This is a genomic window from Armatimonadia bacterium (assembly GCA_039679385.1).
In the GTDB taxonomy this organism is placed as follows: domain Bacteria; phylum Armatimonadota; class Zipacnadia; order Zipacnadales; family JABUFB01; genus JAJFTQ01.
The window spans coordinates 24963-46364 of sequence record JBDKVB010000031.1 but is presented as its reverse complement, the minus strand read 5'-3'; the positions used below and the strand labels follow the sequence as shown (position 1 = coordinate 46364).

The window sequence follows — 21402 nt, the reverse complement described above, 5'->3', positions numbered from 1 at the left end:
TCGGGCCGCAGGATTGCTTCCCTCAGATCGGCGGCCGTCCGGGAGGTCTTGGTCCATGGATGTAGCTGCTTTTGCGCGCAAGGTGATCGAGAACGTAGAGCAGGTGGTGGTGGGCAAGCGCGACCAGATTCGCCTGGCGCTGGTGGCCCTGCTGTGCGAAGGTCATGTCCTGATGGAGGACGTGCCCGGCGTCGCCAAGACCATGCTGGCTCGCGCCCTGGCTCGTTCTCTCGGCTGCAGCTTCGCCCGGGTGCAGTGCACGCCGGACCTGCTGCCCTCAGACGTGACCGGCGTATCGGTGTTCAACCAAAAGCTCACGGAGTTCGAGTTCCGCGCCGGCCCGGTGTTCCACCAGATCCTGCTCGCCGACGAGATCAACCGCGCTACTCCTCGGGCGCAGTCGGCACTGCTGGAGGCCATGGGAGAGCGCCAGGTCTCCGCCGACGGTGAGACCTACCCGCTGCCACGACCCTTCATGGTCCTCGCGACCCAGAACCCCATTGAGCATGAGGGAACCTTCCCCTTGCCCGAAGCGCAGCTCGACCGCTTCCTGATCCGCATGAGCATTGGCTACCCCTCCTTCTCCGATGAGAACGTCATGCTGGAGCGCCTGCGGCTGGCCCATCCCATTGACCAGCTCCGGCAGGTCGTGACGGTGGAGGAGCTGACGGTGGCGCAGGCAGAAGTGCGCAACGTGTTCTTGCATGACAAGGTGCGTGAGTACGTGGTGCGGCTGGTCCATGCGACGCGGCACAGCCCCGACCTTGTGATGGGCGCCAGCCCGCGTGCCTCGATGGCCCTGTACCGGACGGCGCAGGCCCTGGCGGCCGTGGAGGGACGGAACTTCGCCACTCCCGATGATGTGAAGTACATGGTGCAGGCCGTGCTGTGCCATCGCGTGATCGTCGCGCCCGAATCCAGACTGCGCGGGCAGGGCGCCGAGCACATTGTCGAGGCCCTCATCGAGACGGTGCCGGCCCCGATCGAGAAGACGCGGCAGGGCTAACCGCTCCTCGGGCACACCTGACGGGTGAGTTGCTGCCGATGGTGGTTCCATGAAACGTCGCCGCACCTATTTCGCCGTCGCCGTGATCGGCTTCCTGGCCTGTGCGTGGGTCTTCCGCATCGGGTTCTTCGGGTACGTGTTCTACGCCGGCTGCCTGGTGGCGCTGTTTTCGTACCTGATGACCTACCTGAGCCTGGATGGCCTCACGACCGAGCGCCACTGCAGCTTGCGGCAGGCGCAGATCGGCGACGAGTGCGTGGTCACCGTCGGCGTGCGCAACACCAGGCCGACCTTCCTGCCCTGGGTGGTGATGGAGGACCTGCTGGGGGATGGTCTGCGGGTCACGGAAGGAGCTGCCTCGCGAGCAACGGTCATGCGTCCCCACGGGGCGATCACCCTGCGCTATCGGGTGCGGTGTGAGCGCCGGGGCTACTACCGGGTCGGTCCGGTGCTGTTTGAGTCGGGTGATCTCTTCGGTCTGACCCGCCGCTACCTGGCCGAGGCGAAGGCGGAGTTCATCACCGTCTACCCGCGCATTGCGCCGATCGACAAGTACTCGGTGCCGACGCATCGTCCCATGGGCGAGACGACGGTGCAGATGAGACTCTTCGAGGACCCGACCCGGATTGCCGGAGTGCGCGAGTACCAGCATGGCGACCCGCTCCGTCGCGTGCACTGGAAGGCCAGCGCGAAGACCGGCGTCCTGCACTCGAAGGTCTACGATCCCTCCTGCCTGCTCGGTGCGAATCTGGTGCTGGACTTCAACACCCTCGCCTGGAGTGGCGAGCGCAGCCTTGAGCGGTCGGAGTTCGGGGCGACGGTGGCCGCTTCCCTGGCGACGTATCTGGCAACCCGCGGGGTCGAGGTCGGGCTGGTGAGCAACGGTGTCGACGCCGCCGATGTGATGGAGGTGCAGCCCTTCTCCGTCGAGGCCGTGAACCGCGACGAGGCCCGGGAGATGCTGGAGCGCCGGCATGACAGCGAGCGGCTGCGGCCTGTGGAGGTGGAAGTCCGACGTGGGGGAGAGAGCATTCTGTCGATCATGGAGTCCCTCGCCCGGCTCAGCCTCAGCGATGGTCTACCCCTGGCCGAGATGGTGTCCCGCGAGTACAACGGCTGGCCACGCGAGGACACGGTGATTCTCATTGTGCCGTCGGTGCCGCAGGAACTAGGGCGAGAGATCGTCCGTCTCAAGACTACGGGGTTCAGTGTTCTCGTGCTGCTGATCGACAACGAGGTCCATGCGCCACGAACCCAGGCGATGCTGGCGAACCTGGGTGTGCCCATGTTGCATCTGCGCCAGGACAGCGATCTGCACAACATCGTCCTGTAGGGCCCGGGGCATCCGACGGCCCACGAGGAATATGGAAATACCCGACCAGAACGCCGAATACGTAGATTCAGCAGAGGCTGCGGAGGAGCCCGTCGCCGCCTCGGAGCCTGCGTCCCAAGTCGTGCCGCCGCCAGCTCCAGCGGCACCGGTGCGCGGCCCCGAGGCGATGCCTGTTGTCCTGCAGGAAGCGCTGGAAGTCGAGACGCCGGCCTTCGACTGGCTGACTGAAGTGGCCATTCCCCTGGGCATCTTCGGGATGCTCGGGTGTCTGGTGTGCTTCCTGATTGAGTGGCGCGACCCGCAGGGCAGCGTTCTCGGCAACGGCCTGCGGATGTTCGCGACGGCCTTCCTGGCCGCCACCGTGGGGATCGCTCGTCTGCGGCTGTGGTTCCGCGCGTATGCGCACTCTCGCTATGCCTCGGAGCTGCGCGTGTACCCGTATCTGCTGGGCGTCGCTGTGGCCCTGGTTGCGGGGTATGCCACCTGGGACTTCACCCTGATGCATGGTGACGGCGCCTTCATCCACGCCGTCTCGGACTGGGGGCCGACGGCGTCCTTCCTACTGAATCTGCTGCTGTTGGCGCTCGTCTGGTGGGTGGCCGACCGGGTGACGCGCGAGTGTACGCTGGAGGAGAACTTCCAGTATGCGCTGAGCCAGGGCATCTACACGGATCTCGCCGACGGCGTGGCTGTCCGGCGCAATGGACGGCGGAGCAAGGCGCATCATCCGGGCCGCGCAGTGCTGTGGGTGTCGGTGTTCGCGGTGATCTGCTTTGGGCTGGCGGCTCACAGCCTGGGCGATGAGCGCCGCTTCGACCGCGCTTCGTGGTATGTGGCGGGCTACACCTTCTTTGCGCTCTTCCTGCTGGCGCTGACGAATCTGTCGGCGATTCGCATGGACGTGCGCCGGCGTCGTCTGGCCGCCAGTCGTGGCCTCACGCCGACCTGGATCGCCACGAGTCTGGCGCTGGTGATGGTCATTGCCTTCGTGGCGCTTCCGCTGCCGCGTGGGCCAGGATTCGGACCTGCCCGGGGCGAGTTGTACCAGCCGCCAGACTGGGTGAAGACACCGTCGGCGGGGCTGCAGACGGGTCCCAGTTGGGGCTTTGCGCAGTCGCACCCGGAGAGCAGCAGTGCGCCGGGCCTGGAGCCCGAGACCAGTGGACGCGGTGCCGCCGCCGACGCGGGTACCACTGGGCAGAGCGGGTCCTCCGGTGGCGGTCAGGGCACCGGTGCCTCCGGTGGCGGTGGTAGTGGCGGCCAGGGAGCCAGCGCAGGTGGTGGTGGCGGAGGAGGCGGTGGAGGTGGCCAGGACAACACGCAGACGCAGAGCTCCGGCGCCTCCGGTGGTGGTGCCGACAGTGCCCAGGGCCGCATGGCCGCCAAGTCGCAGGGCTCAGGTGTCCGGCAGAACTGGTGGTGGCTGCTGCTTCTGCTGCTGCTGGCGATCCTGATCTACCTGCTGATCCGGTACCGCGAACAGGTGATGGCTGCGCTAAGGGCCATGGCTGCGCCCTTCTACTCCTTGTGGCTGGCCTTGCTGGCCCTGCTGGAGCGGCTGCGGCGTTGGCTTGGTTTCGGTCGGCGCAGGGAGGACGAGTTCAGCGACCTGCCGGAAGACCCCTTCGCCGACATCTGGGACCAGCGCGACCTCGCCGCGAATCTCACCGCCGCCCAGATCGTGCGGCACGTGTACCGGGCCTTCATGGCCTTCTGCGGCCTTCGGGGCTACCCGCGCCTTGACTACCAGACCGAGAAGGAGTTCCTGCACTCGGTGCCCTCGGACGTCGGGGTAGCGGAGGAGGATTCGCAGGGCATCACCAGTGCCTACGTCTTCGCCACCTACAGCCCCAACGAAGTCGGCCGCGACCTCGTCGACCAGGCGCGGGACATCTGGTCGCGACTGCGCCCGGCCATTGATGCAACCCTGGGTCGGCGGCCGACGGCGTCCTCGGCAGCGTCCTCCGGCGAGTAGACTCGCGAAGCCTGGGTATAACCTGAGTATCCGTTCGGACTTACGCAGGAGGTGGACTCGGCATGTACCGACGCGTTGGTTTGCTGTGCATCCTGACGCTGACTCTGGGCGCGCTCCCGGGCTTCTCGGCGGACGTGTCCTTGCGCTACAAGATGGCCAAAGGCGAGATGCTTCGCTACCAGTGCACGACCACGGGCACCGGCTCGGTGACGATGCTGGACAAGATCGAGCCCCTGAACATGACCGCCGAGTTCACCTACGTCATGACCTGCACCGCGCTGGACACCAGCGGGAACATGACCATCGTGAATCGGATCGAGGACCTCAAGACCACGGCGACGCTCTCCGGCCAGGCCCTCCCGGTGTCCTTGCAGATTCCCGTCATCACCACGGTGATGTCACCCACGGGCACGATCGTCAGCACGAAGGTCGAGCGCGTCCAGCAGGCCGGCACTCCAGCGACCGGCGCTCCTGACGTGCTGCAGCAGATGCAGTTCGACGTCGGCCAGTTCTTCGGCGACCTGAGAGGTCCCGGGTTCCCGGCAGAGCCGCTGCATCCGGGCAGTCGCTGGCAGGAGGTACTGAACCTGACCACGCAGGCCGGGGAGAAGATCCCGCTGCAGTACACGACGACACTGCTGGACTACGTGCAGCTCGAGGGTCGCGAGTGCGTGCGGCTGCAGACCGACTACCAGCTTCCGCTGAACCTGAGCCTGGTGGCCGGGAATCTGTTCAACCTCTCGGGGAAGCAAACCGGGAGTCAGATCGGGTACTTCGACTACCAGCGGGGCCGCATGATGCGCTTTGACGGCACCTCGGATTCGGAGATGACCATGGCGCTGCCGCAGCTCTTCGGCGCAGGCTCGGGTGGGCAGCAGGCCGTCAAGATGACCCTGCGCTCCGTGACGTCTGTGGTGCTTCAGGGCAGCTAACGTCTCCAGAATCAGCAGCCGGTCCGCGCGGCATGGGCACAAGGCAGACACGCGAAAAGGCCGCCGACCTGAGAAGATCGGCGGCCTTCGGATTCGGGGTAAGTCTGGGGCAAGCTAGCCCGGCGGGTTCACTACCACGTCGCGGCCGACCTCACTGTACTGCGATCCCATATGGTGCAGGGCGTCACCGGCGCGCTCGGCAAAGCCCACAAGGGCGCCCAGGGTTCCGACTGCCAGCACGGCGATCATCAGCGCAGCCTCCGCGCTAATGAGTCCACTGTCGTCGAGCCAGAGCCGACGCAACCCTGAGACCATCGTCCGTCTCCCTCCAGGTGCCGCGCAGGGGCGTTTCCGACTGTACTTGTTACAGTCTACGTATCGGCGCGGCGCCATCAACTGCCTTCGGCAAAACATGACCGTGGCTGGAGGAAGGATTGAGCTTCGAGGCGTTAAGGGGGTGTTACAGGTCTGGAGGAGCGTGACGGGACGGGCCACAGGCCAGGCCCCCAAGGCTTGAGCGGAGGCCTGCCTTACGCTATCATAGGACCCGGCGTGCGAGTTGGCAGAGAGCCCGAAGCGGGAGTGTTCCATGACTGCAGCGACAAGGGGCCGGGGAGCCGTAGCACCGTGGGTATGGGTGCAGGCGGTGACGCTTCTGGTCCGCCGTGACCTCAAACTGCGCTACAAGAACTCCGCTCTCGGGTTCCTGTGGTCCTTCATCAACCCCCTGATGCAGATCGTCGTCATGACGATCGTGTTCAAGTACATCATGGGCTCCACCATCAAGAACTTCTCGGTGGAGCTGCTGACCTGCCTGTTGCCCTGGACCTTCTTTCTGCAGTCCCTCGGCGACGGAACCGTGTGCCTCATCAAGGACGCGGTGCTCATCAAGAAGTACCCTTTTCCCCGCATCCTGCTTCCGGCCGCCGCGCTGGGCTCGAACTTCGTCCACATGAGTCTGAGCTTCATCGTGCTCCTCGTGGTGTTCCTGGCGGTCCCGGTCACCATGCACTGGTGCTTCCTGTGGGTCCTGCCCTTGCTGTTTATCCAGGCCTGCCTGACCCTCGGTGTGCTGATGATCCTGTCGGCCCTGCAGATGTACTACGAAGACGTGAAGTTCATCATCACCTGGGTGCTGCAGGTGTTGTTCTTCCTGAGCCCGATCCTGTATCCCGTCGAGCAGGTGCTGAACAGCACTCGCCTGACCCCGCTGATGAAGGAGCTCTACATCGTCGGCAATCCGCTGGCGCCGCTATTCATCGGCTACCGGACGGCGCTGCTGCATGGTGCACAGTGGCCGGTGCCGGGCTACTTCGGCTACCTGGGCATCTCCATCGCCTGGGCGGCGCTGCTGCTGGTCGTGGGCACCCTGGTGTGGCGCCGCTATGAGTGGCAGTTCCCGGAGATGGTGTGATGAGCGAGCCCGCGATTGTGGTGCACGATCTGAAGAAGCGTTTCATGATTCGGCGGGAGAGCCAGCCGAGCCTCAAGCGGGTCTTCACCCGCATGCTGCGGCCTTTCCCGACGGATATCCTGTGGGCGCTCAATGGCATCAGCTTGACCGTGAACCCGGGAGAGGCTGTTGGCGTGATCGGCAGCAACGGCTCGGGGAAGAGCACCTTGCTGCGGATTCTGGCGGGGATCTACGTGCCCACTGCCGGGGAGGTCAGCTTGCGCTACGCGGCCGGCGGTCTCTTTGAGCTGGGTGCCGGGTTCGCCACGGAGCTGAGCGGTCGCGACAACATCCTCCTCAGCGGCGCCTTGATGGGCATCGCGCCTCGCGTGGTTCGCGCCAGCATGGAGGAGATCATCGAACTCTCGGAACTGGGCGACTTTGTCGACGTGCCCTTCAAGTCCTACTCTTCGGGGATGGGCCTGCGGCTGGGGTTTGCCATCGCGATCACCTTCGCGCCGGAGATCCTTCTGCTGGACGAGATCCTCACCGCCGGTGACGCCCACTTCCAGCATCGCGCCTACACGCTTCTGCGCCAGATGCTGGCGAGCAACAGCAGCCTGGTCATGGTGTCGCACGAGATGACGGCCATCCGCAACCTGTGCACGAGGGTGATCTGGCTGGAGGGCGGCCTGGTGCAGCGTGACGGTCCGACGGACGAAGTCGTCGAGGAGTATCTTGCGCAGGCCGACGCCTAAGCCTCAGCGGCAAGGCGTCGCGAAGACGCTGCGAACAACCGCCTGCGCTTCGGGGGCAGCGAAGCCGAGTTCCTGCTCGGCCCGCGAAGTGTCCAGGGACGTGAAGCGGGGGACATGCTCGAGGTCCAGACCGGCGTCCTTCGAGCAGATCGGCTGCACGAGCCCCGGTTCGACTCCCAGGCCCTTTGCAAGCAGTTGCGCCATCTCCGCGTAGGCAAAGTCGTCCCGCGCCGATAGCTGGAAGATACCCTCAGGACGTCGCAGGCCGAGGGTGGACAGGGCCTCGACTACCTGTGGCAGGCTGACCGGCGCCAGCGGAAGGTCGGAGAGCGGCTGGATGCTCCGGCCCTCGCGCAGTTCGCTCAGCCACCCCTGTACCAACCCCATGTGCGACGTGAGGACCTTCGTCAGGCGCAGCACCGTAGCCCCCGGTTGCTCCAGTAGCTTCGCCTCCACCTCAGCCTTCTGGCGGCCATATTCCGTCTGCGGGCAGGTTGGGCTGTATGCTCGCTGATGGGGAACTGAGCCATCGAAGACGAGGTTGGTGGAGAGGAACACCAGGTGCGCACCGGCCTCTCGCAGAGTACGAGCGACGGCCAGCGTGCCGATCACATTCGTCCTGCGCGTTCCCTCGGGGTCACTGCGGCACTGGTTCGTGGAGGTCACGGCGGCGCACAGATAGGCGACGGCAACACCTTCCGGGGGCCGCCAGTCGGCGGGGATCCCGGCAAGGTCCAGCGGGAGGCGATCCGGTGTTGAGCCATCTCGACGCGTCGTACCCAGGCAGGGCAGACCGAGCTCCTGAAGGCGAAGCAGGAGCGCCCGACCAAGGGTGCTGTCAGCGCCGATGACCAGGTGTGCAGACAGTAGGTGAGCCCCCCGTTGCGCGGCTTTGGGTGTGAGTGCAGGTACGGTGACGACGGTCCGCTGCCGGCGCTACGCAGTGAACCGGTTGGCAGCTTCAAGACCCTCGGGGATACGCTCCCGGGGGACAGCCATGATCAGGACCTCGGCGCCCGGATAGGCCTGGTAAGGGCAGATCAGATAGTCGGTCGTCAACTCGGCAAGCAGCGCCGGGAGATCGTGCAGGTCGCCGGCCTTGTGGTAGGCGGCCGTGATGACCACCGGGCGATGAACACGCAGGACCTCGGCAGACCCTCGCAGCGCTTCGGCCTCACAGCCTTCGATGTCCAGCTTGATCAGATCAACGCGGTCGAGGCCCAACTCGGCGGCGATATGATCGATGCTCCTGGCCTTGACCTTGAGGGTGCCGATGACCTCTTGCCGCCTGTCCTGACTGACGGCCTGCCGACCCAGATTCGTGTCCGCGAGTTGCAGCTCAAGGTCGGTGTCCTCCTGCCACAGGGCGCCTTGCAGAACCGTCACCTGCGCGCCGTCGGACCCATCAAGGTTCGGCCGCAGCGCAGCGAGGTTCTCCTCGCAGGGCTCAACGGCGATGACCCTCCCCGTGGGGCCGACTAGCTCCCCGGCCAGTCGCGAGAACCCGCCGGCGTGAGCGCCGCCGTCGATCACCGTCATCCCGGGCTTCAGGAACCGCTCCATCTCGTAGGCATCCAGAAGGTACACGGGAAGCCACAGGAATATGAACACATCGGCGAAGGCCTTCGGCGCGGGGAGGTGCCTGCGGACCGGAAGCAGCCACTCGCGGGCACTCCCGACCTTCATCCCCACCAGACCGTCTCCGGCCTCCCGAAGCCGGAATCGCAGAATCCACCTCACCACTCGCGACCGCAGGACCGAATCAAGATCGAGCGCGAGGCCAAGCGTCGACCAGGACAGGTGGTGAGTTGCCCGCAGGCGGAGGAACACCCAGTAGCGCCACCAGAGCGCGTACCGCAGCTTCTGAAATACCCCGGAGGGGCGGCCCTCAGCCATTCGGCCTCTCCTTCACCTGGCAGCCCAGGGCAAGGTAATAATGCGCCATGGGGTAGAAGCCGGTGTGCACGACCTCGTCATTCATCGAGAAGAGGAACACGTGCTTGAGGTAGCGCTCCATCAAGTCGCGTAGCGCCGGTGCGTCCTTGAGGTTCACGTGCCCCTCGCGACTCGGTGGCGAGGCATAGGCTTCGGAGGCCCGTGAGGGAGTGCCCAGGATCACCACGCTATCCGGTACGAGCGACGCGAGGAGGTTGCGCAAGAACAGGTCCTCCTGCGCGGGCGCGATGTGCTCGATCACGTCCAGCGCATAGGCCGCGTCGAAGGAACCCGACACCGGTCCGGAGAGCATGTCATGCACGAAGCAGTCGAAGGCCCACTCCTCGTCCATGCGCTCCTGAACGTCCGCGATGAAGACCGGGTCGAAGTCGGTGGCCGTGACGTGCTGCACCTCCTGGACTACGACGCGCGTCCCGAAGGCATCAGCGCATCCGACCTCCAGCACGTTCTTGCGTCCCGAGAGCATCTTGGCGACGAACTTGTAGCGAGCCAGGGTGAACAGCAACCGCTTCGGATCGTCATGCCATCCCTGGTTGGACATGAGGCCGAGGCGGTCTACCCGACCGGCCTCCCGCAACTGTACACACCGCTGGTACTGCGGCTCACGAGTCCTGTCGCCCATTGACGCCTCCCTTACTCGAAGACGATGTAGGAGTAGTCCCCCCTGTAGCCGGCCTGCTCGAAGATCCACTCCCACTCCTCCGGGGTGTGGAAGGCCCGGCACGTGAGTTGCCAGTAGAGCAGGTTCACCTTCTCGCGCTCGTTACGGTAGGTCTCGATGCAAACGTGTTTTGCCCCGCGGCCTACGCGCTCAATCTCCTGGAGCGCTGCCCACAGCTCGTTGATATACAGGTTATGGATCGTATTGAGAGAGACGACGAAGTCGAAGGAGTTGTTCTCATAGGGCAGATCAGCCGCCGTGCCGACCTGCAGGAAAGGGCGTACCTCCTCCTTGGCGTTGGCGATGGCGTACTCCGAGAGGTCGATTCCGGCCACGGTCGCGCCGGGCAGCACCTGGGTGAACTCATACAGCAGGAAGGCCTTGCCGCAGCCGACATCCAGAATCCGCGCATCGGCCGGAAGGTTGTAGTGGCGCACCATGTCCTCGGCCACTGCTCGCCAGCGACCGTCGTAGCGGTAGCCGCCATACCCGTACTTGCGCTCGCCGTCCCAGTAGTCCCTGCCGAACTGGGTCGCCACCTCGGCGCACTCGGCCTTGTCGGCCTCCAGCACTCGCGCCACGTAGTCGCGGGCTGTGGACTTGTGCAGCTTCATCAGGAAATCTACATACGCCATCGCTAACCGCCTGCCTGGATTCCGGATTCTGTAGAGACAAGGCGCTAGGCCCTGTGTTGGTACTCCAACGACTGCAAACTGATCTCGCGCCAGTAGTCCTCGACCCACTGCACGACCTCGGCGAGGCCGTCCTCGATGCTGATCTGCGGAGCCCAGCCGAGTTCCTTGCGGGCACGCTCCGACTCGATCACGTAAGCAGCATCCTGGCCTGGTCGCTCCTCAACGGTTGTGGTGGCCTGCTCGAAGGGAACGCCCATCCGCTCGCAGATGAGCCGCACCACGTCGCGCACCGCAATGCCCTGATCGGGGGAGAGGTGGTACAGGCTGCCGGGTTCCCCGTGCTGCAGGATCGCCAACTCGCCGCGAGAGATGTCGCGCACATGAATGTACGATTTCACGGCCACGCCGCCGCCGTGGAGCTGGATCCTGTTGCCCAGCTTGAGGTAGATCACTGAGCGCGGGATGATCTTGAAGAGTTGCTGCCGGGCTCCGTAGACGTTGGTCGAGCGCACGGTCAGCAGCGGGAAGTCGAACTGCTTGCGGTAGGTGCCCAGCAGCAGGTCGGCGGCCGCCTTCGAGGCTGCATAGGGAGTGCTCGGGTTGAGTGGCGCCTCCTCGTAGACGCTACCCACGCAGGTCCCGTAGACCTCCGGCGAGGACACGTGCAGGTAGCGCTCCAGGTAGTCCTGCCTCCGCAGATGGTTCACCAGGTGCGCCAGCGACACGGTGTTGGTCTCGAACCAGTGCTCGGGGTGCTCCCAGCTCGGGGCCACCTCGCTCTGGGCGGCGAAGTTGATGATCCAGTTGGGGCGCTCCGCATCCAGAAGCTGCAGCAGCGCGGGCATGTCCCAGTTCATATCGAACTGGTAGTAGCGGTAGCGGCCCAGATCGCCGCGGAGCTTGTAGCGCAGGAAGAGGGCTGTGCGCTCCGGCGAGCGGCTGACGCCGATCACCTCGTTGTCGGGGTCCTCCAGCAGCAGGTCGACGAGATCCTGCCCGGAGAAGGAGTTGGCGCCCAGGACGACGATCCTGCGGGTCGATGGCATGAGGTGAAGCCCCTTCCTTGCGACGGTGGAACGGCGATCAGAGCGAGCGCGGCAGCATCTCCCGAGCCTTGGCGAGTTGCCGGGCCTTGCGCTGAGCCAGGGTCTGCGGATCCTCCGCCGATACCCGGGCGAAGTGCCTTCGTGCGCCACCCGCCAGGAGGAAATCGTTCAGCAGGATGCAGCACCACTTGAGGCGATACACCGGCATGAGCAGCGAGAAGCGCGCTCGGTGGTAGGCAGGATCGCCCAGGCTCTCGGCGATTTGCTGCGCAAAGCTCTCACAATGCTCGGCCGGGACAGGCACCGCGGGCTGATGGAAGAAGTCGCACACCAGCTTCGTCGGGTCATCCCAGCCGGCGTACTCGAAGTCCAGGAACCGCAGACGCCCGCCCGATTCCTGGAGTGCGTTGTGGAAGCCGAAGTCCGAGGGCGACAGGCAACGATCGGCATCGCTCAGGGGCTCTGCAAGTGCAAGGCCCCGTGTTGCGGCCTGGGTCTGGACCTCCGAAGCAACTTCCTTCCACGCAGGCAGAAGGTCGTCTCGGAGGAAGTCCGCCGCCTCTGCGCCGACGGGATCAGCTGCCGAGATTCCAGCCAACCTATCCACGCGCCGCTGAACCGTGGCGAGATGGTCTGCGAGAGAGAAGCAGGCCTCAGAGGCCGCCGGCAGGTCGTGAGCGTCTTCGCGGCATCGGTTCAGATCGCGGTAGAAGGCCAGGGCCTGCGCGACGTGGTCGGCAGTCACTTCGCCCGGATTGAGCCTGCGCCCATGCACGAACTCATACACCGCGAGATGGTGCACCGGGTCGGCGGCCAGTGGTTGAGGAAGAGCGCGAACCCCGTGTGACCAGGCAAAGGCGCAGAAGCCATACTCCGTCGCCAGGCGGTCGCGCGGGTCTTCCGGATGATGGAAGTAGGCCTTCAGCAGTGCCTCGCCCTGCCCTGAGGTGACTCGGAAGACGCGGTTGTTCATCCCGCCGGGGATTGCCTCGACGCGTGCGTCCTCCCGCATGCCTGCCTGAGCGAGCAGGCACGCAAGAGCCTCCTGCGGGACTTCAGCCGGCGGCGAACTTAGGGTCGTCACGGCCTCACGAGCTCCCAGACCTGCTCCCAGCAGGTCGCCCGGAGGAAGCGTGTCTCGCCCGGGTGGTGGTTCTGCGGGTCAAATAGGATCCGCTGCACAGCCGCTGGGAAGTCCTCCTCGGCGAGGAACTCGGGCAGGTCGTCGATAAAATGAGTGCAGTTCACCTGCTCCACCCGTTGCAGCTTGGCCGACTTGGTGAGCTCGAAGAAGACGTGGTCGGCGGGCAGGCCCACGCGGTCGGCGTCAAGGAGCCCGTGATCGGCGATCCACTGCCGCGCCGATTCGTGGAGGTCATACTGCGGCCCCTGGAAGGGGTAGCGTGTCTTGTGGCTGATGATCCAGACCGGAACTTGGGCCTCCGAGCACCGGGCGAAGAAGTCCAGCACTCCCGCAAAGGGCAGGGCGTCGCGCATCCGTGGCCCGTACACGTAGCCCTGCAGCTTCGTCCAGTCCTCCTCGCGGTCGATGCTGCGCAGGTAGTTGCGGACGGCCTCCTTGGAGACGGGCACCTCGGCGGGAATCAGCTCGCGCTCCCGAGCCGCCGCATGGAAGACCTGGTCATAGCACACGATTGTGTTGTCGAAGTCGATGCCGATCCGCATTCACGGGCACCCTTCACAGGGACATGTCGATCAGAGGACGTGGCACTCGCGCGGCTTCGAGATCCTCCAGCGCACGGTTGAGGTCGGCCAGCGCATAGGGCTCGGACTGGATCGGGTCGAGGCTGAACTTGCCCGCCGATAGCAGCCGACAGTAGCGCGGGTAGTCGCGGTCCGGCCAGTTGTCGCCGCCCCAGGTGCCGAGAAGACGCTTGCCCTGATTGAGCTGCCTCGGGTCGAGCGTCAACTGCTCGCCGAAGTGCGCATTGCCGACGATGACCGCTGCTCCGCCCTGGCTGCGCACACAGGACAGCGCCTGGAGCATGACCGCGGGTCGCCCAGTCGCCTCGACGGCGAAGTCCAGTCCGCCGGGGCAGACCCGTGTTAGCTCCGCGGCAAGGTCCTGCTGCGCGGAGTTGATGCAATGGGTCGCGCCGAGCTTGCGGGCTAGATCGAGCTTGTGCTCGTGCACATCGACCGCGATCAGGGGCACGCAACCGGCGAGACTGGCAGCCATCACCGTACAGACGCCGACGCCACCGATGCCAAAGACCGCGAGGCTCTCACCCGGACGCGGACGAGCCGTGTTGAGCACTGCGCCCATGCCGGTGGGGATCGCGCAACCAATCAGCGCGGCATCACGCAGCGACACGGAGTCCGTCCCGGCCTCGGCGCTGAGCGGAGTGAGACGGTTCTCGCTGAGGACGGCGAAGCGCTGGAAGGTCGTGATCCCGCCTGCGTTCACCCTCTTCCCGTCCCAGTCGTAGACCGAGCCGGGCACGTCCATGCCCGAGCCCTTGATCCAGGAGAGGATGGCCCTGTCACCGGGCTTGACCTTTGTGACGCCGGCGCCGACTTCACGCACCGTCCCGCTTCCTTCATGACCGAGGCAGTGGGGCAGGTAGCGGTCCTCGCCCCGGTGACCACGAGCCTCCAGGACCTGCGTGTGGCACACGCCACTGAAGGCGACCTCCACCAACACCTGCCCCGGCTTAAGGTCAGGAATCGTCAGCTCCACCAGTTCGAGGGGCTTGCCCGTTTCGACCAGTACGGCAGCAAGAGTCTTCATCTCGGCACGCTCGTGAAGTAGTCAGTGGGAAGAGGGAGCCAGGCCCCGGAGCAAGGCGATGGAATCACTGCGAAGCAAAGCCACGCAGGCGGTCGGCGATAGCCTGAGGCGTCAGCCCGAAGCACTGGCGGACGTAGCTTTGGCCACCGGCTTCGTGCTGGAATCGATCCGGCGTGCCGATGCGTACCAGACGACCGGGCAGCCCGGGATGATCCGCGAGCCATTCCGCGACGGCTCCGCCCAGTCCGCCAATCACCGAGTGCTCCTCGACCGTGGCGACCAGCGGGAAGCGCGAGAAGGCGTCTCTGAGCGCCTTCTCGTCCAGCGGCTTGACGGTGTGAAAGTCGACGACCCGGGCCGAGAGCCCTTCCTGGCGCAGGACCAGCGCCGCCTCCAGGGCGACGGCGACCATATTCCCGGTCGCCAGCAGACACAGGTCGGTCCCACGACGAAGGGTCAGCGCTTTGCCAATCTGGAAGTTGGGCGTCGACTTGTGCAGCGGCGGCTCGCCCTTCTTGCCCAGGCGCAGGTAGACCGGTCCGTCGTGCTGCATCGCGGCTCGGAGGGCCAGTCGGACCTCCAGCGGGTCCGCCGGGCACACGACCGTCATGTTCGGCAGTGCCCGCAAGAGGGCGATGTCCTCGCAGGATTCGTGCGTCGGTCCGTTGGCGGCATAGGACAATCCGGCGCCGACTCCGGCGATGATCACCGGCAGGTCGTGATAGCACACATCCACGCGAATCTGCTCGAAGCAGCGTGTGGTCGTGAAGGGTGCGATGGTGTAGCTGATAGGGCGCAGGCCGCAGAAAGCCATCCCGGCGGCCACGCTCATCATGTTCGCCTCGGCCACTCCGCAGTTGTAGAAGCGCTCGGGGAAGGCGGCCTTGAACTTGTCGAAGAGGCGGTTGCCGATGTCCCCGGAGAGCAAGACCACAGGGAACCCGTCCTCGGCCAGGGCCTGCAGCTCAGCAGCGAAAGCGTTTCTCACGTGAGCCCCAGCTCCTTCCTGGCCATCTCGACTTCCTCGGCAGTGGGGATGCGGTAGTGCCAGTTGTTGTCGTCTTCCATGAAGGAAACGCCCTTGCCCTTCACGGTGTGGGCAAGGATGGTCCGGGGCTTGCCGCTCCCGTCGGGAGTCTTGCCCAGCGCCTCGCTGAGGGCGTCGAGGTCGTGCCCATCGACTTCGGTGACGCTCCAGCCGAAGGCCTCCCATTTGTCCCGCAGGGGCGCCAAGGCCAGCACCTCGTTGCTGCGCCCGGTGGCCTGCCACTTGTTGTAGTCGATGATCGCCACGAGGTTTTCCAGCTTCTGCGCCGGAGCCATCAGCGCGGCTTCCCAGACAGACCCCTCGTTGCACTCACCGTCGCTCATCACTACGAAGACGCGGTAGTCCTGCTGCTGGATGCGTCCGGCGATAGCCATCCCGACACCGAGCGACAACCCATGCCCGAGCGAGCCGCTGGCGATCTCCACTCCCGGCGCACAGGAGGCGCTGGGATGCTCGGGCAGACAGGAGCCGGGCTCGGCGAAATGGTCGAGCATCTCCACCGGGAAGAACCCGCGGTAAGCCAGAGCGCAGTACAGGGAGGTCGCGGCATGGCCCTTGCTCAGCAGGAGGCGGTCACGCAGTGGGTCCTGGGGCGCCTGCGGGTCGAGGTGCAGGACGCGCCAGTAGGCCGCCACGAGGATATCCACGCAGGACAGCGAGGACCCCAGATGCGGGGCCCCGGAAGCGTGTGACAGGGCGACTAACCGGGCGCGAATCTCCCGTGCCGTCTTCTCCAGCTCACAGGTCTTGGTCATGTTCCTCCGATGCCGAAAGCCCGAGGTCTCCTCCGCCGCCGCCTCGCGACCCACTCACTTCATGTGCAGGGCCTGCATGGTTTTGATGTTGTAGTAGCGGATGTCCTCCAGGGGGTTGGGGATCAGCCCGGCCCCGAAGGCGTCCACAAGATTGCGCACAGCGTCCTCGATGGTGTGCTGCGGCACGAAACCGAGGTCACGCCGGATCAGCTCCGAGGAGATGTGATAGGAGCGCAGGTCGTCGGTGGGCTCGGTGACGATCTCGACCGCTTTGCCCACGACACCCTTCACGATCTGCGCGATCTCACTCACCTTGTGGTTCTCATAGCCCGCGTTCCAGACCTTCCCGGCCACTTGCGCGGCGGGCCGTGCGAGCAGGTCCACGTACAGGTCGGTGATGTCGCCGATGTGGATGTTAGGCCGCCGCTGAGAGCCGCCAAAGACGGTGATGCGCCCGCGATTGACCGCGTGGTTGGTCAGGATATTGACGGTGAGGTCCAGGCGCAGTCGGGGCGAGTAGCCGCAAACCGTCGCCGGGCGAACCGTCACCGTCGTGAAGTCCTGCGACTGGTAGCGCTGGAGAACCTCTTCGCAGAGCGCCTTGTACTTGGAGTAGTCGGTGAGGGGCTCCAGCGGCAGGTTCTCGGTGACGTTGTCCTCGTCCTTGATCCCATAGACGCTGGAGGAGGAAGCGTAGATGAAACGCTTGACCCCGCCGTCGGCCGAGATCTTCACCAGTGGCTCGAAGGCGTCGTAGTTGATCGAGCGCCCCAGCTCCGGGTCAAGCTCGAAGCTCGGGTCGTTGGAGATGCACGCCAGATGGATGACGGCGTCGGAGCCGGGTAGAACCTCTCGCAGTAGGGCCTGGTCGCGCAGGTCTCCTCGCACGAGCTTGAGACCCGGATGGTCCTTCACGGCCTCCAGCACGTGGTCGCCATAGAGGAACAGATCGAGCACCGTCACCTCATGGCCCGCCTCCAGGAGTTTCGGCACCAGGACCGCACCGACGTAGCCCGCGCCACCCGTCACAAACACTCGCTTCAGTTCAGGCACAGCATGCACCTCTTCGGGGCTCATTTGAGCAAGGACTCAATATGTCTGCGCAGGGGGAGCTTCTCCAGCGACGCCCGGGCACCCATGGAGGCGATCACCTCGGCAGCCGCGACGTTCCCCACGAAGGCCATGATCTCCAGCGGCGCCTCCTGATAGGCGCAGAGCGAGGACAGCGCAAAGAAAGCATCGCCGCCACCCATGCGGTCCGTCACGCGCACCGCAAGGGAAGGAGCTTCGTGGACTCCGGCCTCAGGGCTCCAGGCCAGCGCACCATGCTTGCCCCGCGTAACGACCACGCGCTTCGCCTGGAGTCTCCGCCCCAGGTCTGCGAGAAGCGGCGTCAGGTCACCCGACCGCGTGCGGTACTCCAGCCGCATCTCCTGCTCGGCGAGACAGGCATAGTCGGCCCGCGGGTACTTTGTGAAGGCCTGGTAGCCGAAGTTACCTGCATTCACTTGCGGGCTTACGGCAAGGAATCGCGCTTGGTCGGCCAAGACCTCGACGGCCCTGTCGGTGAGCATACCCAGACCGTAGTCGGCCACCACCACCAGATCGTAGGCGGGCGCGAACTCGCGCACCTGCTCGCACAGGACGCCCTCGGCCTCCTCGTCCAGCGGCTCGTCGTTCATGTTGAAGAGCTCGAAGAGTGGCTGGCCGAAGTAGGCCTCGAGGTAGCGGCGCTTGGTGATGGTCGGCGCGCTCGGCTTGTGAAGGAACACCGGCTCGACCCCGGGGCTCAACTGGCTGCGCACCCACTCTTCCTGCGGATTGTCGGCCCCGAGCATGCCGAGCAGACGCACCTCGCCGCAGAACTCCGCCAGGTAGTTCGCGACGGCCGGTGCGCCCATCGCAAAGCGTTCCTCGGACAGGTACCGCATCGCCACCAGCGGAGCCTTGGCCGAACGCTGCAGCGACTCACAGTAGCAGTACTCCTCAATCCGCACCTCGCCAAGGACCAGCACCCGGGTCTGCGAGCAGCGCTCCAGGCAGTCGAGGATCGGCCCCGGTCCGTACTGCTCGGCCATGTGAGCCAGGTACTGCGTCGTGGTGTCGGGGAAGGGCGACAGGTGCCGGTTGATCAGCTCCGTCGAGCTGGAGGTGACCTCCTCGATGTAGGCCATCTCGCCGCCCGTGGCCGCAAGAGCCGCCTCTTCGCGCTGAATCTCCGGTGTGCGGTTCTCCCGGTACTCCGCACCCTTGGCGTAGATATCGGGCTTGAGCAGCTCCAGCAGCTCTACGGCGGTCGGGGTCTCGTTGATCGCCACGTAGTCCACGCAGGTCAGCGAGGCCAGGGCCTCAGCACGGTACTCCTCGGGGAAGGCAGGGCGATGCGGGCCCTTGTTAACGAAGCGGTCCGGGGTCACCGTGACGACGAGGACGTCGCCCAGTCGGGCCGCCTTCTGCAGGTAGCGCAGGTGGCCGATGTGCAGCAGGTCGAAGCAGCCGTGGCAGAGGACCACGCGCTTGCCCTCTCGATGGAGACCCTCGACCAGCTTCGCCAGCTCCGGCAGAGGCCGGATCTTGTCCGTCGCAGCCAAAGGAACCGACCTCCTGCGTTGGGTTCTGTGTGAGGGGATTGTACACGCGCGGAGACGCCCTTACAATCCTGTCCTTCGTGCCGGAGAGCGCCTGTGGGGAAGTTGCGAGATCAGCGTCTGGGGCGGGAGATCGTCTCTTCGAACAGGGCCAGCAGACGGTCGGAGACGACCTGCCAGGTGAACTGCTCCCGGGCACGCCGCAGACCCTTGCCTGCCAGGTCGGCGCCTAGTTGCGGGTCTTGCTGGAGAGACTGGAGAGCGGCGGCGAGGGCCGGCACATCCTCTTCCGGGAACACCATCCCTGCCTCGCCAATCACCTCGGGAATCGCGCCACTGGAGGACCCGACTACCGGCGTCCCGCACAGCATCGCCTCCACCATCACCATCCCGTACTGTTCCTGCCAGACCGGAATCGCTCGCGAGGGCAGGACGAGCGCGTCGAAGGCGGAGAGGTACTCGGGCATCTGCTCCTTACTGACTCTTCCCGGCCAGCAGACGCGGTTGCCGAGGCCCAGACCCAGCGCGAGGCTGCGCAGGTCGTTCTCCAGGGCGCCCTGTCCGACAAGCGCAAGATGGAAGGTCTCGGGCAGGGAGGCCACCGCTCGGAGCAGCACGTCGACAGCCTTCTCATGCACCAGCCGGCCAACGTAGCCAACCAGGAAGGCGTCGTCGGGAGCCAGCTCGCGACGGACCTCGGCTGACTCTCGGCGGCGGAAATGCTCCGGGTCGGCGCCGTTGTACACCACGCGAGTCCGCTCAGGAGGGAACCCCAGGCCGGCCCAGTAATCGGCGCAGGTCTGGGTGCAGGCCGCGACCGCATCCACGAGCGGAACCGTCTGCTCCAGGGCTCGTCCGCGCAGGCAGCGGGGGAAGCCCTGCCAGGGGCGAGACAGGTTCTCGAAGCTGTATAGCACCACTCGCGCTTGGGGGAGAAGCTTGCGGGTCTGGCGGACGACCTGTGCGACACCCAGCTCCGAGGGCTCACCGAGGCAGTAGACGAGGTCCGGCTTCGCCTGCTTCAGAACCCGTGGCAGGCCGCCGCGGTAGAGACTGTAAGGATAGGGACGCTGTGGGAAGACCGGCAGCGTATACAGGGGATAGGGGAGACCCTCGCCGGAGACCTGCTGCGGACCGCCGAAGTCGCCCAGGTCGATGGTCGCGGGTCGCAGGGCAGACACGTCCAGGCCCCGTGAGATCAGCGCCTCACAGGTGCCCTGAGAGTTGCCTACGGACACGACCAGGACATGCATGGTCTCTCCCCTGACAGCGGTCGGCTGCAGTGGCTCCCGGCCGAAGCGTCGCCGTTAGGAGGGACGCCCCGGTCCCTGGCGTCACAGGGTCAGCGCGAAGTCGATCCCGTCGATCACCCGGCCGCCGCCCAGGTAGGTGACGTTCCTCGCGATGCTGTGCGCGCCGACCGTGACCCGGACCTCGTAGCGCCCCGCCGGGACAAACAGGTAGTAGCGCCCATCGGATCCCGTCGTGTAGCTGGCCATCTGCATCCCGCGGTCGAGGTCGTAGGCGGTGACCACTGCACCGGAGTTGTCCGTCGCCCCGAGCAAGGTGACTGTCCCGCCGATGGTGTACGGAAGCGTTGGCGGCAGGCTGGAGATCTTGGAGACCGTCACCACCACGTCGCCCATGCCCGGCAGCACGTTGATCTCCGCATCGTAGTCGTCATAGCCGCTGAGGCGCACCGAGATGGTCTGAGTGCCCACAAGCACGTCTGGCACAGAGAACCGCCCGTCGGAGCCGGTGGTGACTGAAGGCTGCGAGCCCAGGGTGACCGTAGCGCCCGGCAGGACCTCCTCGGTGCGCAGTTCCTTGACGACGCCACGCACGGTCACTTTGGTGGCGCCGCTGAGCAGGGAGTAGCTCAAGGCGGCATTGGTGCCGGTCGCATCAGGCTGCACGGTAAGGGTCTGGGTCGAGGACAGGTAGCCTGCAGCCTCCGCCGTGGCCTCCGCGGAGCCGAGGGCAATCCCGCCGACGACAAACTTACCGTCCTTGTCTGTGAAACCCTGGAGGTCCGTTGCGGTGCTGTCGGCGGTGGAGTGGAAGGTGACCACAGCCCCGGAGATGGGTGTCCCCGTGGTGGAGGTCACGATACCGGAGACCGTGCCCGTCGCGGTCAGGTCCACGGTCTCCATGCTCAGGTCCACATAGGTCGCCGTGGTCTTGGACAGCTCCACTTGCTGCGAGACAGTCTTGTACCCGCGGGCAGTGACCGTCATCGGCACCTTCGGCGGGTCCTCCGTGCCGAAGGGGATGTTGCGCACGATGAGGTCCTGGCCGGAAGGACCATTGAAGGCATAGCGGCCGCCGTTGAGGATCACCGTCGCCGTCGTCTTGATGCGCGGGGCGGTGCTGGAGGTTCCCTCGAAGGCGGCGAAGACCACAATCCCGCCCGTGATCTGACTGTCGGCCGGCAGGCCGCCGCAGCCGCTCAGGAGCAGCCCGAGGGGCGAGAGTAGGATCAGCAGACACAGGATGCGGAGACTGGCGATTCTCACGTTGGGCCTTTTCCCGCCGCACTGAGTGCGCGGAGTGAAGTCGAAGTT

General features: G+C 65.6%; 21 protein-coding genes. 6 read left to right on the top strand and 15 right to left on the bottom strand.

Features of this window, described 5'->3' with window-relative positions:
* Positions 1-55 precede the first annotated feature (55 nt).
* From ABFE16_03050 to ABFE16_03035, 4 genes are all read left to right on the top strand, one after another.
* Entirely contained in the window at positions 56-1006 is a 951-nt protein-coding gene (locus tag ABFE16_03050) for a MoxR family ATPase (GenBank protein MEN6344251.1), read from the top strand.
* Positions 1007-1055: 49 nt separating this feature from the next.
* A complete protein-coding gene (locus ABFE16_03045; protein ID MEN6344250.1) occupies positions 1056-2339 on the top strand; it encodes a DUF58 domain-containing protein in 1284 nt (427 codons plus the stop codon).
* Between the two features lie 31 nt (positions 2340-2370).
* Positions 2371-4314: a DUF4129 domain-containing protein gene (locus tag ABFE16_03040; GenBank protein ID MEN6344249.1), complete on the top strand. Its 1944-nt coding sequence runs from the start codon at positions 2371-2373 to the stop codon at positions 4312-4314.
* Between the two features lie 62 nt (positions 4315-4376).
* Positions 4377-5246, top strand: coding sequence for a hypothetical protein (locus ABFE16_03035; GenBank protein MEN6344248.1), 870 nt, complete (start codon positions 4377-4379; stop codon positions 5244-5246).
* A 114-nt stretch (positions 5247-5360) separates the two neighbouring features.
* Here ABFE16_03035 and ABFE16_03030 read toward each other — a convergent pair whose 3' ends face one another.
* Entirely contained in the window at positions 5361-5561 is a 201-nt protein-coding gene (locus ABFE16_03030; protein MEN6344247.1) for a hypothetical protein, read from the bottom strand.
* Positions 5562-5835: 274 nt separating this feature from the next.
* Between ABFE16_03030 and ABFE16_03025 the strand changes: the two genes are divergently transcribed.
* Entirely contained in the window at positions 5836-6660 is an 825-nt protein-coding gene (locus ABFE16_03025; GenBank protein ID MEN6344246.1) for an ABC transporter permease, read from the top strand.
* Positions 6660-7397: an ABC transporter ATP-binding protein gene (locus ABFE16_03020; protein ID MEN6344245.1), complete on the top strand. Its 738-nt coding sequence runs from the start codon at positions 6660-6662 to the stop codon at positions 7395-7397. The genes ABFE16_03025 and ABFE16_03020 overlap by 1 nt, the downstream gene beginning before the upstream one ends.
* Before the next feature lie 3 nt (positions 7398-7400).
* Here the strand turns inward: ABFE16_03020 and ABFE16_03015 are convergent, their stop codons facing one another.
* From ABFE16_03015 to ABFE16_02950, 14 genes are all read right to left on the bottom strand, one after another.
* Positions 7401-8246 (bottom strand): sugar nucleotide-binding protein, encoded by an 846-nt coding sequence (locus ABFE16_03015; protein ID MEN6344244.1) that lies wholly within the window; start codon positions 8244-8246, stop codon positions 7401-7403.
* Between the two features lie 87 nt (positions 8247-8333).
* Positions 8334-9293: an FkbM family methyltransferase gene (locus ABFE16_03010; protein ID MEN6344243.1), complete on the bottom strand. Its 960-nt coding sequence runs from the start codon at positions 9291-9293 to the stop codon at positions 8334-8336.
* Positions 9286-9975 carry a class I SAM-dependent methyltransferase gene (locus ABFE16_03005; GenBank protein ID MEN6344242.1) on the bottom strand — a complete coding sequence of 230 codons (690 nt, stop codon included), beginning with the start codon at positions 9973-9975 and terminating at the stop codon, positions 9286-9288. The genes ABFE16_03010 and ABFE16_03005 overlap by 8 nt, the downstream gene beginning before the upstream one ends.
* Before the next feature lie 11 nt (positions 9976-9986).
* Complete coding sequence (locus ABFE16_03000) at positions 9987-10649, bottom strand: class I SAM-dependent methyltransferase (GenBank protein ID MEN6344241.1); 663 nt, start codon at positions 10647-10649, stop codon at positions 9987-9989.
* Positions 10650-10693: 44 nt separating this feature from the next.
* On the bottom strand, positions 10694-11695 hold the full coding sequence (locus tag ABFE16_02995) for a GDP-mannose 4,6-dehydratase (GenBank protein ID MEN6344240.1): 1002 nt from the start codon (positions 11693-11695) through the stop codon (positions 10694-10696).
* Between the two features lie 37 nt (positions 11696-11732).
* Complete coding sequence (locus tag ABFE16_02990; GenBank protein ID MEN6344239.1) at positions 11733-12779, bottom strand: aminoglycoside phosphotransferase family protein; 1047 nt, start codon at positions 12777-12779, stop codon at positions 11733-11735.
* Entirely contained in the window at positions 12776-13381 is a 606-nt protein-coding gene (locus ABFE16_02985; protein MEN6344238.1) for a haloacid dehalogenase-like hydrolase, read from the bottom strand. The genes ABFE16_02990 and ABFE16_02985 overlap by 4 nt, the downstream gene beginning before the upstream one ends.
* 13 nt (positions 13382-13394) lie before the next feature.
* Positions 13395-14447 carry a zinc-binding dehydrogenase gene (locus ABFE16_02980; protein ID MEN6344237.1) on the bottom strand — a complete coding sequence of 351 codons (1053 nt, stop codon included), beginning with the start codon at positions 14445-14447 and terminating at the stop codon, positions 13395-13397.
* A 64-nt stretch (positions 14448-14511) separates the two neighbouring features.
* Positions 14512-15435: a transketolase C-terminal domain-containing protein gene (locus tag ABFE16_02975; GenBank protein ID MEN6344236.1), complete on the bottom strand. Its 924-nt coding sequence runs from the start codon at positions 15433-15435 to the stop codon at positions 14512-14514.
* Positions 15432-16250: a transketolase gene (locus tag ABFE16_02970; protein ID MEN6344235.1), complete on the bottom strand. Its 819-nt coding sequence runs from the start codon at positions 16248-16250 to the stop codon at positions 15432-15434. Before ABFE16_02970 ends, ABFE16_02975 begins: the two co-directional genes overlap by 4 nt.
* A gap of 54 nt (positions 16251-16304) precedes the next feature.
* Positions 16305-17327, bottom strand: coding sequence for an NAD-dependent epimerase/dehydratase family protein (locus ABFE16_02965; GenBank protein ID MEN6344234.1), 1023 nt, complete (start codon positions 17325-17327; stop codon positions 16305-16307).
* Positions 17324-18841: a PfkB family carbohydrate kinase gene (locus tag ABFE16_02960; GenBank protein ID MEN6344233.1), complete on the bottom strand. Its 1518-nt coding sequence runs from the start codon at positions 18839-18841 to the stop codon at positions 17324-17326. The genes ABFE16_02965 and ABFE16_02960 overlap by 4 nt, the downstream gene beginning before the upstream one ends.
* Positions 18842-18951: 110 nt before the next feature.
* Positions 18952-20091 carry a glycosyltransferase family 4 protein gene (locus ABFE16_02955; protein ID MEN6344232.1) on the bottom strand — a complete coding sequence of 380 codons (1140 nt, stop codon included), beginning with the start codon at positions 20089-20091 and terminating at the stop codon, positions 18952-18954.
* 81 nt (positions 20092-20172) lie between these two features.
* Positions 20173-21354: a carboxypeptidase regulatory-like domain-containing protein gene (locus tag ABFE16_02950; protein MEN6344231.1), complete on the bottom strand. Its 1182-nt coding sequence runs from the start codon at positions 21352-21354 to the stop codon at positions 20173-20175.
* Positions 21355-21402 lie beyond the last annotated feature (48 nt).